This is a genomic window from Sulfurisphaera sp. (genome assembly GCF_059755235.1).
In genome coordinates this window covers 25,871-39,101 of the sequence record NZ_DBPRYF010000015.1, presented here as the reverse complement: position 1 = coordinate 39,101, position 13,231 = coordinate 25,871, and the positions used below count along the sequence as shown (strand labels likewise).

Here is a 13,231-nt window from a genome sequence, read left to right as displayed (position 1 = left end):
GCATTACCTATAGCACTGTTAAATACTATTGGTAGCCAGACTGCTGTGCTAGCTAAGAATAATGCATGAGCTAATGTTAATGCTAGAGCACCTAATAAGAACCTCTCTTTTATACCGTAAAAGGCTACAGTGAAGTATACTACATACATAACGACTGCTATGAAGAATACCCAGTTAAATGGATTGAAGAACATTTGCATGAAGTTAGGATAGAACACTTCTGTGTTAGGAGCACTATGTAGTACAGCAGGCAATCCGCCTGGCCCTACCCCATTTTCTAAGACTTTTGCTACAGTAGTTAATGGTAAGTTTAAGCCTATACCATAACCGCTGAAGACTGAAGTGAATACAGTATTTCCTAGGAATGCCATCAATAATGCAAAAGGCATCGCAAGTATTAAATATAACTTAGCTGTTTTCTCTTTGCCTAATGAGTCAGCTCCTTCGGCAGAGCCAATTAAGAAGTGATGAAATGCTATGACAATGATTAATGTCATTAGTGCTCCAAATAATGCTTCTCCCGTAGCATACAAAATAGGTGCAAAAATTCCGTCTAAGGAAACTACTAAATATACTAGAGAAGTTCCAATAATAGCCCATAATGACCCTACTGTATACATCATCTTTTCTCTGTAATTCTCATATTTACATATTGGTATCATTACTACTGATCCTGCTTCTATCATAAATACCGTTACAAACCAGGATAAGGGTATAAAGAAGAATAGAACGTATGGATTCATTCTTTCTCACCTAATATAATTTGATTCTTAAAGAAAAAAAGGTTGTTAAGATAGAGGAAAAAAAGAAGTTCATTATTTTTCACCTTTATTTAAGTCTAATCCGCTTTTAGGAGAAATGCTATCTTGTTTAGTTGTGGTTGTCTGTTTGGTAATTGGTGTTTGAGCAGAAAATGATGGGCTTGATACAGTTATAGTACTTACGTCTTGTTTAATATCTCTCTTTGAGAACAGTCTCTTTAATACGATTGGTGTGCCAATTATTGCTATTGCTAATGCAGTCATTATCCCTATCCCTATTCCGAACACATCTGGGTTAGAATTGTAAGCATCACTAGTTAATAGTACACCTTGTATTGTATATAGACCGCTTGAAGTTTGAACCATTGGACCCCATACAACGAAGGGCTGTCTTCCTGTTTCTGCTGCTACCCATCCAGCTTCCCATGCTATAAACTGTAACCAACCTACTATAAATGCTACATAGAGCGGTAATTTTCTCTCTGTTGGATTGTCAAGTCCTAACCAGCTAAACGCTTTTCCAAATCTTGGGAATAAGTAAGCTGCAGCTAATATCCACGCTATAATAGCTCCTAAAATACCTAGGGTTGCATGTATGTCATAGGCGTCATGTGCTAACCACCATATTGGATCCCAGACACTCTGATCGAAACTTGAATAACCTAAAACTGGTGCATTAGGGTTCCATGTTGATAACCAACTTAATAATCCTGGAATTGATATAGGCCCAACTTCCATTGGTGCACCATGTGGGTAGGTTTGCATTACGCCTTCTAAAGTAGCTAACTTCAATGGCTGATCACTATAGAGTACTTTACCCGCATTGTCACCAGCCCACCCTAAGAATATAGCATCTAATGCAGCCAAGTAGGTAGCTAGCTTTAGTCCTCTATTATAATACTCTTTGGATTGTACATCTAGTTTGCTACTGAATATTTTTCTAAAGCTAAAGTAGCCTATTAATGATCCGAAACCAACAAACCAAGCACCCGCTAATACCATAGGAACTTCTGCATTAGCTGCGTCTGGCCATAAAGCACTTAGTGGATTTATGCCCGTTAACTGGCCTGTTTGAAGATAAGTGTTAATGTCGAAACTGCCTTGTGGTGTGTTCATCCATGAGTTGACTATAACAATCAAAACAGCTGACATTGAAGAACCTACTCCTACTAAAGCTCCTAAGACCATGTGAGCTGTTCTCCCTATTTTATCCCATCCGTATAAGTATAGTGCTAGGAATATTACTTCTGAGAAGAATGCCATTACTTCTAGTTCAAATGGTAAGATTTCAACTTCATTAACCAAGAACATCCACTTATACCACGCAGTAATGAACTCTACAGCTATTGCTGCTCCTGCAGCAGAGCCTACAGCGAATAGCACTGCCATTACAACTGAAAATCTTTTTGCTAATGCTAAATAGTAAGGATCGTTCCTTTTATAACCAAGATATTCAGCAGCTACTACGAAGAATGGTAGGCTTATTGCCCAATATGTGAAGAACATGTGTGCAGCCATAGTATATGCGGCTAACAGACGGTCAAACACGAACATATCTACCATTTTTTTCACCCTTTACTGAAAAATAATTAGAAACGATTGTCATTATAAATATTAAATACTTTAAATGTTGAACTCCAATTCCTGATACAAGGGACAAGTCCTACAAAATATAAGAAAAAGGGAAATAGTTTCTTTTTCTAATCTTTTTTCTCTTTATAATTATTAAGTCTAAAATTGTATCTTACTTTTTTCTCTTCAGAAATTACTTAAATTAAAATTTGCAATTCCCTAAAACGGGATTCGAGCTGAATAGAAAGAGTTAAAAAGTTTTACGCCTAACATATAAGTGATGAAAGGAAGTAAGTTTTGCCTTGAACTTAAGAGAGATGTGGTAGATGATCCTAGAGTCGTGTTCATGCAATATGACGTTTTTAAGAAAATATTTCATTATGAGTCATTTCTTAAGGTTATTCTTAACAGTGACTATATTTCTGCTGAAGTAAGTAAAAGTTATTACTACTATATCCTTGGAAAACTAAAAAACCTTAACCTTATTCAAGATAACAAGCTAAACTTCAGTATGGTTATTCCATTTAAAATGGAGGACAACAATTTTACGGTGAAGTTAGAACCCACAATAGTCTTTGTTAGTAAAAAAAGGAAAATGCTTTATATCATTGATTATAGGAGATGTAGTATTGATGAAGAACTGCTTAAGGAATTAGATTTAAAGGATGTTAAAAGAGATATTCCTTGTAAGAAAATTATAGAGGAAATATTTAAGCATATAACACAAGATGTAAGTAATAAGGGTGTAATTTATGTTTAATAAGAGGTATATTAACATTCTATGGTTTATAAGTGGGTTAGTTGCTGGTGTTGGCTATATTTTTGCAACTTTTTATATACTAATTAGAAGAAAAGATCCTGCAAGATGGTTAAGTCTAATGTTTCTCTTAGGTCCTTTCGGCTCAGTTCTAATATACCTTATTACTAGAAAGGAGTACAAAGACTTAGCTTCAGTTTCTCTTTATCTATTAGCAGGTTTCTTAGTTTGGGTTCCAATTTCTTTATACATGGGAATAAATCCATTATATCAAATTGAAGGTTATGTTCACGGTTGGTTAGGAATTTAAAGGGACAGCTACACTTTTTATATTATTTGTAACCTTAGTTACTATTTTAGAAATCAGGGAAACCCATAAAGTGTGAGGCTCTTCACTCTCTATGTTTCCTAGTCTGATTCCCATTTGTCTTGCAATCCTCTTTATTCCATAAACGCATTCCGCATACACTGGACAATTAGCACACTCAAACTCTGAGGATTGATTATCTATGAAAATTAGTAGCTTGTTTTCATCATCAACATACATTATACTGTTATCAAATTCAATTCCTTTCTCACTGATAATTACTGGTATGGCAGCTTTAAAGGAAACAGCGTTCTCTTTTACTAAATGATTTTCTTTAAGCTGAGATAAAATGAAATAGTAATAGCTTTTGCTCACTTTAATCTCTTCTCTCTTATCGCTTAGCAGTACTTTCAAATAAGCAGGATCAGTTGTGAATTTATTGAATATATCTCTGGGCAGTAACACAATATTCTTATTGTCCAAAATTTTTCTCTCTATTTTAACTAATTTATAGTCACACATATCTATCAAGAGATTTCTTTTTCTTTCTTTATATAAGAATAAAGCAATAGAGCCATTGGACAAAAGTTGTTAATTACTCCTTCTAGTCCTAATTATTTTTATTCAAAAATAATTATAATTAAGAACGAGTGAGACAAATGTCAACCTTTTGAAGATAGGTTTATTAACTATAGGCTTTAATCTTATCATATGATAAATGTAGGTCTTTATTATAGGGTTAAACCAGGTCACGAAGAAGAATTTGAAAAGACTTTTTCTAAGGTTTTAGAGTTTCTAAAAGGGAACGTGCAAGGCTTTATAGATGCAAAACTTTATAAAAGCATAAGTGATCCAAGAGAATATTTGATCTATAGCGAGTGGGAATCATTAGATGCATTCAGAAAATTTGTACTAAGTAGACAATTCTCTGATACTACGAATTATGGTAAGACGATACTGGAAGGTATGCCAAGACATAAAGTTTTCCAAGAAGTAAATGCCTAAGCAAGATTCGTTTTTGATAGACTTTTGCTCAAGTTAAAAGATTTTTAATTATGGGAACAAAGACGCATAATAATGTCCATGTAGAGTGAAATAGAAACCTAATAATTACATTATTTAATTCCTTTATTATTTAATAATGTTTAGTGGCATGATCTTATGTAGATAAAGTATAAAGTAGACCATTCTGGAAATGATAAAAAAGAAACAACCTAAAATAAAATTTAACTTCTTAACTAGTTACTTTAACTGTTATTTCGAAGTTTTGACCATATGCTGCAGACTGTCCATCAGCATCCCAAACTTTAACTATATAACTTCCCGGTGGAACTGGATGTGGTATTTGCAAAATTATTGTTGAGTTTTGTCCTAATGGAACTTCAATCCCAACACCGTAATTACCAATTTTTATTGGTTTTGAGGGATGGAGAGGTATTTCATTCTTAATATGACTTGATGGGATCATTCCTAACTGCTGTCCAGTCCATTGGTAAAATACACTACCATTTGGATAAAGCACTTGAACTAAAACTATGAAGCCACCATAAGTATCTGGGCCAGCAGTCCTTGAAACTTGCAAAAACAGTGTGCCGTTCGAGTAAAGTTCAGTTCCAACTAGGGAGTATGCTGGAGTTTTAGAATAATTAGTCAAGTGAGTAAAGCCTTGAAAGTTTATCTGGTAAAGTCCAAAAGTAACCCCAGTAGCAAAAAGCATCATTAGAACTGCAACTATAGCTGTAACTTTCCCATTCATTTTCCATCACCACAAGGGTATGTAATATTTACCAATCTTAATTCCTTTCCACTTTTTAGCTAAGAAATAATCTAATGACAACCATCTACTCCCAGTGAACACAAACATAAATGCTGCAGCACCTTCTGTTGCAGCAATCTGCCACTCATCAACACATGTAGAGCCTAACCAACCAGCAGCTAAACCTATTCCCCATGCTAAGCCAGCTAAGACTAACCCGGAAAGTCTAGTAAAGAGACCAAGCATCATGAAAAGACCGAAGATTGCCTCTAATGCAGTAAACATAATTATTATAAAAGCATAAAGCTCTCCAGCATTTTGCAAAACACTCAAAAGCATGGGCTTAATAGGCCCCCATGCGTGGGGTAGGAATGTTATTAGTTTACCACCGACGTAGGCTGAACTTGACGGATTAAGCTTTGCCGGTACGTTAATTGTCCTTCTTACAAATGCTGAGAAAAACATCTAACCTAGTGTAACTCTGAGTATTGGAAGGAATTTTTGTGTTTCTTCTACTGTTACTTGAGCCATGTTTATCAAATTATAATTATAAACTTTTTCATATAAAAACTTTTTTATCATCAAAGAATAACAAAAAGTTAATTTAGAAGTAATAAACCAAAAAAATTAGATTAAAAAGTTTTATATTTTAATATTTATTTATTTTATAAATTTTAGTACTAAGGAGCTTTTTACTAGATTAACGGTATTATTAAAAAATCCGTTAAATATGGTTAATGAGACAAATTTATGCAACGTATGTATTCAGTAATTTTATGTTTTAAAGAAAATATTAAGTATATTAAACCTATATAATAATTATACATTGTTTTACTTATATTCTTTTTTATTTTTATCATTATTATAGTAATTATAGGAAAATTTAAAAATATCAAGTACGGGATATTCTTAATGGACAAAGATAGTTTTAGGCTAACCAGAAGGGATTTCTTAAAAGTCTCTGCTGTCGTAGGTGTAGGGGCTACAGCAGCATATTTAGCATCAAAATATGATTTTGACGTTTTGACTAAAGCAGATCCTGTAAATGATGAGCAATTACAACCAGGCTGGCAATACTCATATGTCCCAAACGTATGTGGTTTTTGCTCTTCAACGTGTGACATTCTAGTTAGAACAGAACAAAAAAATGGTTATATTAGGGCTATAAAGATCGATGGCAATCCTCTATCCCCATTAAATAAAGGAAAGATATGTCCTAGAGGCCAATCAGGCATATTAAGAACTTACAACATAGATAGGATTAAGACTCCTTTAATTAGAGTAGGACCAAAAGGGACTTGGGCATTTAGAGAAGCTACATGGGAGGAGGCAATCAATTACATTATGCAGAATATACAGAATGTTCAACCCTATGAATTCCTTTTAATTGGAGGAGGAGTACCATGTGCTAACTATAAAAGATACTTCATTCCATTTACACTAGGTCTTCAAATACCTAATATCAACGGTACTCCTATGCAAACCTGTCTGTTCTCTGTTCAACAATCTATAGGCTATGTGATTGGAGGATTTGATTTACATGCATCTGATGTAATGGATGATATGACATATTCCTCTTTAATAGTTGCTTGGGGAACAAGTGGTTTTCCAGTCGGTATTTTCGTTAATAGAGCTGTGAGGTTTGGTGAAGGTGTTGCTAATGGTGCATATGTTATTTCCATTGATCCTAGAATGAGTGAAGCTGCATCTAAAGCAAACTCATGGATTCCGATTAAGCCTGGGACAGATCTATACGTTGCTATGGCCATAATTAATTACTTAATTCAAAACAACTATTATGACGATAATTTTGTAAGGTATTATACTAACGCTCCATTCCTAGCTTATGAAGAGAATGGAGTAGTTAAGTTGTTAGAAGAAGATTGGGAGGATGGTACTGTTAAGGCCTATTATGTTTATGATGAAATAAGTGGTCAAGTTGTTAAAGTACCACCATTTACAAACACAAACAGATACGATGTCAACGGAAATGAAATTAGACCAGCTTTAAACGCTCCCCAAGGACTTACTGTAAATGGTACACAAGTTCAAACTGTCTTCCAGTTCCTTGCACAAAAGGTTAGCAATTACACTCTTGATCAAGCTGCACAAGTAGCAGACGTACCGCTTTCGCAGTTGCAAGATCTTGCATATAGAATTGCCACAATGAAGCCAATGACCATTGTTACTGGGCTAAAAGGATTCTTTAATGATCAAGCACCTCAATTCAGAAAAGCTTATGCTATAATCATGGCGTTAACTGGTAACATTGATGTTAGAGGTGGATGGGTTTACTCTGGTGTATATAGAGAAGGAATCAAAGAAGTTGTAAATGCCTATAACAATTTGGTACAGAGTGGCAATACTAAACCTGGGATATTATTGCAAAGACCAGAGGTTCTTCAAGCAGTCCCATTGCTAGAGCTCCCTGGAGCACTTTTAACTATCTATTCAATAATCTATGTTTACAACAATCCATCCTTCTGGTCTTCTGGATATCCTTCAATTTCCTATGCGTATAATCAGACCCTTAAACAGCAAGGTAAGAAACCAGCAGGAGCATTTACATTATTCCTAGAATCTGGAGCATATGAAGGATACCTTGGTAATGTGATGTGGAATGGCAAACCTTACAAACCTAAAGTTGTCATGTCATATGGAGGAAATCCATTTAACTTTAAGTGGGATGAGTATAAGCAGATTCTGGAGAACTCCTTCTACATTATGATTGATATTTTGCCAACAGAAGGAGCACTATATGCAGATGTGATACTGCCAGACGTAAGCTATTTGGAGAGGGACGAACCATTTAGATATGACGGCCCTGCACCAGACTATGCGGATAGAGGAAGATGGCAAGCAATTCCAGTCCTTTGGCCAAATACCGCTAACGGACTAGACTTGTTTGTTATGTTAGCATATAAAATGGGACAGCAAGTCGGAGATGCTTATGTAAACTGGATGGCTAGTGTACATGATATAGACCAAGAAGTATTTAAGCAGATCATCCAGCAAGAAATGCCAGAATATGAACAATATCTAATGCAAAACAATGGATACAAGCCATGGGGAAGTTTTACTGCTGATGCTTGGAGAGAGGCAAGAGTAAGCTACTTATCAAAGAAACTAAACATACCCGAAGAGCAGATTTATAGCACTTTAAGAAATAATGGTGTATTTGTCATTCATACGTTAGATGAATACTTCAATGATCATCAAAGAATTCCATGGGATTTACCAGCAGCAACACCCACAGGCAGAATAGAGATATACTCGACAATACTCTATTATTATGTTATTCAAAACTATGGTTATGATCCAATATTTGATCCAATTATTGCTGAAGTTCCACCAAATTGGAATGGAGGGTATGCTGTTCAGACTGGTGTTTATGTTGAACCTCCATCACCATATAACGATCCAACATTTAAACCAACACCTCCAGAAATGTTTATTGTCACGTATAAGGTTCCACAGTTTGCTTATACATCTAGCACAGATAACCCATTGCTAATGGCTATTGCATCTGACAGTTATCATAAAAACATCTTAATGAGGGCATGGATAAACAAAGAAACAGCGCAACAGTTAGGAATTAACGAAGGTGATTGGATAGCTATTGAAAGATGGAAATTACCAAATCCAGACGGATCGATACCAAAGTTAGTTTTGAAAGCCCATTTAACTGAGTGGATAAGACCAGATACTATAGGAATACCAGAACCATATGGACAAAGAAATCCCGCATTAACTTATGCAACAAAGGCAATTAATGAATTTGGTAATAAGCCAGTTTCTGAATTATGGACTCCAGGCCGTAATCCTTTAGGAGGATATTATCAATCGGAGCAGTTTACAGTTCACGTTAGACTGGCTACCCAAGAAGAGATTCAAGAAGCTACCCAACTAGCTACTGTAAGTAATCAAGATCAAGGTACCTTACCGACCGAACAAGCACAGAAAATCCCTTCAAATACTTCAATTTCTCAAAGTGAATGGAACCAATATTTTTCTCAAGGTAATAATTCCACTTCAGGGTGATCTACATGTCCTCAAATCAAACCTCAACTCTAAACCAAGTAGTAAATCCATACACACAATTTGGAAATACTCAGCCATGTAAACATTGGGGATTCGTAGTTAAAGTTGATCAGTGTTTAGGCTGTGACGCATGTGTAGCAGCATGCACAATAGAGAATCAAACACCATTCTGGGAAGGGCTATTTAGAACTCACGTAGAGGACTTAGAGCTAGGTGAATTTCCTAATTCACAGAGAGTATTTGTCCCTAGACTATGTATGCAATGCGAGAATCCACCATGTTATTACGTATGTCCTACTGGTGCTACTCAAATAGTTCAAGGGGGAATTGTTGTAGTTGATGAATATAAGTGCATGGGATGCCTATATTGTGTTGAGGCATGCCCATATGGTGCAAGATACTTTTACACATATGAAGATATACAAAAAGCCAAAGAGTACTTTGGGCCTAATACGATTCATGCAGTACCTCATGTAGATAAGTGTACCTTCTGCTACGGTACAGCACCTGATGGAACTAATACTCCTGCATGTGTAAGGACTTGTCCGGGTGGATCAAGAGTGTTTGGCTGTCTAGATGATCCCAACAGTGAAGTTAGTATATTAGTTAATAGTGGACAAGCAATAGTTCTAAATCCAGAATTAAATGTACAACCTAAAGTATTTTACGTTTTTAACAGGCAGTTAGGAAGATACATCGAAAATGGAGGTGGGAATTCATGAACAAAATCTTATTGGCTTGGACTATCATTTTTATTCTAATTGGTGGTGGTATCTTATTTTATGGCATGAGCTATAATCCAATAGCATGGTTTAACGGATATGTAACATTTACAGAGCCTAATGATGAACCTATACCCTGGGGCCTCTTAGTAATTGGCTATATGTTCTTTGGAGTTATTGGTACCGGTGTTAGTACCTACAACTCTCTTTACGAACTGTTTAACAAAAACCACGAAGATAAAAACCCATTTAAGAGCATTTCATTAAGGAATGAATGGATAGCGTTAGCAGTATTGATACCAGGTTGGTTAATGGTGTTTTCATCAGCATATAAGCCAGCAGAAGCTATGTACATTTACTTGAGTTTTAGAGATACATCAAGAATAGCTTGGAACGGTGTACTTTATGTTCTTGTAGGTATAGGAATAATTGCTGAAATCTTACTGTTGCTAGGAGAAAAAACGAAAAACAATAAAGATCCTTGTAGCAGATGCTTATCTTGGCTGTACTCCAAATCTTTATCAAAATCTTTATCATTATTAATTCTTGTTGTTGGATATACAATAATAGCTGAATTAATATTAGACGCTAATCTAGGAGCAGTATTTGGCTATCTATCAACATGGGTTTATGAATTTGGTCCCTTTATGTCGATACTGTTCGTTTTATTATCGTTTTATGGAGGAATAGCAATGATTTCGTTCATTACGCCGATTTATAATAAGTTCAAAAAGGCAACTGGGAAAACTGGTGAAGCAATAAAAGCTGATCCACCACAATCCCATGTGAGAGAAATGTATAGGACTTTGGCAAGAGATGGTATCTTGGTTACTATTGCTATAGGCTTCCTAATGCTATGGTGGATGTGGCTAACAGCTACTAATCAAGAAACTAGGCCATGGGCAGACTTAATGTTATTTAGTAATTACAGCATAATATTCTGGGTTGGAGTAGTATTAGTAGGAATAATAATACCATTAGCCATGTATGGAGTAGCATATAATAAACCTAGTGGTGGTGCGTTAATAACGTCAGCAATATTCTCTCTATTAGGTATGTTTACTATAGTTACGTTAACAGATATAATACCTCAATCAATAACTTGGTACTACACTATATCCCCAATATCACCTGCAGGGTCTAACTGGGTCTATGAATTACGTAGCGTATTCAATAATGGTCCACTATGGTCATTCCTTCCATTCCACGTTTCATTTTATGATATAGTATGGTTTATAGGATCAGTATTATTGTTATTAGGAGTCTATACTTTAGGTGTTATATTATTACCATTAGAAGAAGACGAAGAAGCAAAACACTGGATATTTAAGTGATAGAAATGGAGGTTGATTTAACTCAACCGAATCCCTTAGTAAAACTGAAGGTAAATATTATTTCTTCTATAGAAGAATTAAAGGGGGCCAAGGCATATGTTTTTTTAGGTAATGTCAACAAAGAAGAAATCCTTAAAGCAGGTGCAAATCCTCTTCTAGTTCGTTTCTTAGATAAAGATGCGACTCCTCAAGAGATAGAATACAATAAGGTAATTCTTGAAAATGCTTGGGTTGCTGATTTAGCTCCGGTTAAAGAGTACTCTATTGCAAATAGGAGAGACATATTAAGGGGAGAGATAAAAAAATTAGAAGATAGAGTAGACAAACCAGTATATATCAAAGAGTACTGCAACTGGTTATATAAAGGTTGTACTGTTTGCCAAGATTCTTGTCCCTATAAAGCTATACAAGTAGATAAAAAAAGCGGTGTTTTTATTGACTATGACAAATGTACAGCCTGTGGTTTATGTGTGGCATCATGTCCAGTAAGTGCTTTACAGTTCCCTTCAGTATCACAAAACTCCGTCTTTGAGTTGGCTAAGGTAAGGGGAGATAAGAAGATAACTTGTTATAAGAACGAGAGCGGAAAAGGAATAAAAATACCTTGTTTGGCAATGCTGTCTGAAGTTGACATTGTGCTTCTGAGAAGTAGTGGAAAGTTGGATTTTGAATGTGTAGGATGTGAATTACAATCAAACCTAGAAAATTTTATCAAAGCTGTGAAAGATTACAATGAGCGATTAGGTGGAATTTCTTTCACTTCGCCTTTCTTGAAAATTGAAAGTAAAAAAGAAGAACTAAAAGAATTAAAGACTACCTCAGACACTTTCTTTAACAGAGCAGAAGCTAGGAAGAAAATTACTGATGAACTTCCTTACATTCAATACGATGTTACTATAGACAGCGAAAAGTGCACATTATGTGAAAGCTGTGTAAAATGGTGCCCATCATCTGCTATAAAGCTAATAAGGGATAAAGACAAGGAAAGAATAGAGTTCTATCCTGAAAGATGTATTGGATGCAATATATGTGTTAATGTCTGCCCAGAATCCTATAAAGATGGGACAAGAGTCGGCGGTTGCAACACTTCTGCTGGTAAAGTAATAAGTGTAAGTAAGAGTAATAAGTATAGCAAAGATGTTAAGATCCTAGTTAAGGACGAACTAGTAAGATGCAGGGTTTGTGGAGAGCCTGTAGGTTCTAGGAAGAGCTTAGAAATAGTTAAAAGAGCTATAAAAGAGAAGAATCCTAATGCTACTTGTGGTAAGGGATCTACGGATGAAAAGGATCAAAATGATATGTTTGATGAGGAATGGTTAGAAAGATGTCCCAAACACAGAGCCGAATATGCTTTTCAGAAACAGTTTATGGCAAGATTTAAGCCAAGGGGCCAAAAATGAATCTATGGGTTGATTACAAGATATTTTCCTTGCTTTTTCTAAGTCCAAGATATAACACAAAGGTGAAACAATTAGTAGAGGGAATAAAAGATAGACCTTATTATGATAAAGTGAGCCAGTTACTTTTACTTTCTGACAGAGAGTATGATAAGATATCCGCTGAGTTTACATCATGTTTTATTAATGATTATAAGCATGTCAAGTGCCCACCATATGAGTCTTGGTATAGGGAAAAAACAGTTCTTGGCACTTCAGCTCAACAAGTTATAGAGAAATATTCAAGGTATGGAATATATCCTCAAAAACAGTTAGCAGACCATCTTTCTACTGAACTAGAATTTGTGTCTTTTCTTCTTTACGTAGATAAAGTGGATGAAGCAAAAGAGTTCCTAAAGGAGCATTTGCTGATATGGACACCTAAGTTGGTTCAAGACATCTTAAATTACTCTAAAGGAGAATATACTAGATTGTTAGGCTTAGGCCTTAAGCAACTAATTGAGCTCAGTAGTAACGCTCTTTTATCCTCTTGATTAAACAAAGTTAATGATTAAAAGGCAGTTTTTATCTAAACAAGATTTATA

The 13,231-nt window shown here is 35.3% G+C and carries 12 protein-coding genes and 1 pseudogene; 8 read left to right on the top strand and 5 right to left on the bottom strand.

The genetic code is table 11. The annotated features are described in order from the left end of the window. Together AC3OCB_RS01805 and AC3OCB_RS01800 are read right to left on the bottom strand one after the other, a co-directional pair. On the bottom strand, positions 1–743 hold a 743-nt coding region (locus tag AC3OCB_RS01805; protein ID WP_498340478.1), incomplete at its 3' end, for a hypothetical protein. 72 nt (positions 744–815) lie between these two features. After that, the gene (locus AC3OCB_RS01800) at positions 816–2,324 is read right to left on the bottom strand and encodes a cytochrome ubiquinol oxidase subunit I (RefSeq protein ID WP_498340477.1); all 1,509 of its coding nucleotides are present in this window, start codon (positions 2,322–2,324) and stop codon (positions 816–818) included. A 289-nt stretch (positions 2,325–2,613) separates the two neighbouring features. Between AC3OCB_RS01800 and AC3OCB_RS01795 the strand changes: the two genes are divergently transcribed. Next, positions 2,614–3,093: a hypothetical protein gene (locus AC3OCB_RS01795; protein ID WP_498340476.1), complete on the top strand. Its 480-nt coding sequence runs from the start codon at positions 2,614–2,616 to the stop codon at positions 3,091–3,093. Continuing rightward, the gene (locus AC3OCB_RS01790) at positions 3,086–3,400 is read left to right on the top strand and encodes a hypothetical protein (RefSeq protein ID WP_498340475.1); all 315 of its coding nucleotides are present in this window, start codon (positions 3,086–3,088) and stop codon (positions 3,398–3,400) included. Before AC3OCB_RS01795 ends, AC3OCB_RS01790 begins: the two co-directional genes overlap by 8 nt. Here the strand turns inward: AC3OCB_RS01790 and AC3OCB_RS01785 are convergent. After that, complete coding sequence (locus AC3OCB_RS01785; protein WP_498340474.1) at positions 3,389–3,880, bottom strand: hypothetical protein; 492 nt, start codon at positions 3,878–3,880, stop codon at positions 3,389–3,391. The genes AC3OCB_RS01790 and AC3OCB_RS01785 overlap by 12 nt on opposite strands. A gap of 228 nt (positions 3,881–4,108) precedes the next feature. Here AC3OCB_RS01785 and AC3OCB_RS01780 point away from each other — a divergent pair, with 228 nt between their 5' ends. Further along, a complete protein-coding gene (locus AC3OCB_RS01780) occupies positions 4,109–4,402 on the top strand; it encodes an antibiotic biosynthesis monooxygenase family protein (protein WP_498340473.1) in 294 nt (97 codons plus the stop codon). Positions 4,403–4,631: 229 nt separating this feature from the next. Here AC3OCB_RS01780 and AC3OCB_RS01775 read toward each other — a convergent pair whose 3' ends face one another. Both AC3OCB_RS01775 and AC3OCB_RS01770 read right to left on the bottom strand, forming a co-directional pair. Further along, entirely contained in the window at positions 4,632–5,153 is a 522-nt protein-coding gene (locus tag AC3OCB_RS01775; RefSeq protein WP_498340472.1) for a TQO small subunit DoxA domain-containing protein, read from the bottom strand. A 6-nt stretch (positions 5,154–5,159) separates the two neighbouring features. Then, positions 5,160–5,684: pseudogene (locus AC3OCB_RS01770) on the bottom strand (TQO small subunit DoxD). A gap of 381 nt (positions 5,685–6,065) precedes the next feature. Between AC3OCB_RS01770 and AC3OCB_RS01765 the strand changes: the two are divergent. Genes AC3OCB_RS01765 through AC3OCB_RS01745 form a run of 5 tightly spaced genes read left to right on the top strand, consistent with a single transcriptional unit; the run spans position 6,066 to position 13,180 of the window. Continuing rightward, positions 6,066–9,194, top strand: coding sequence for a molybdopterin-dependent oxidoreductase (locus tag AC3OCB_RS01765; RefSeq protein ID WP_498340470.1), 3,129 nt, complete (start codon positions 6,066–6,068; stop codon positions 9,192–9,194). A 5-nt stretch (positions 9,195–9,199) separates the two neighbouring features. Continuing rightward, the gene (locus tag AC3OCB_RS01760; protein ID WP_498340469.1) at positions 9,200–9,916 is read left to right on the top strand and encodes a 4Fe-4S dicluster domain-containing protein; all 717 of its coding nucleotides are present in this window, start codon (positions 9,200–9,202) and stop codon (positions 9,914–9,916) included. Beyond that, positions 9,913–11,250: an NrfD/PsrC family molybdoenzyme membrane anchor subunit gene (gene nrfD, locus AC3OCB_RS01755; protein ID WP_498340468.1), complete on the top strand. Its 1,338-nt coding sequence runs from the start codon at positions 9,913–9,915 to the stop codon at positions 11,248–11,250. Before AC3OCB_RS01760 ends, nrfD begins: the two co-directional genes overlap by 4 nt. Before the next feature lie 5 nt (positions 11,251–11,255). Then, positions 11,256–12,650: a 4Fe-4S dicluster-binding protein gene (locus AC3OCB_RS01750; protein WP_498340467.1), complete on the top strand. Its 1,395-nt coding sequence runs from the start codon at positions 11,256–11,258 to the stop codon at positions 12,648–12,650. Continuing rightward, complete coding sequence (locus AC3OCB_RS01745) at positions 12,647–13,180, top strand: TorD/DmsD family molecular chaperone (RefSeq protein WP_498340466.1); 534 nt, start codon at positions 12,647–12,649, stop codon at positions 13,178–13,180. The genes AC3OCB_RS01750 and AC3OCB_RS01745 overlap by 4 nt, the downstream gene beginning before the upstream one ends. The last annotated feature ends 51 nt before the right edge of the window (positions 13,181–13,231 follow it).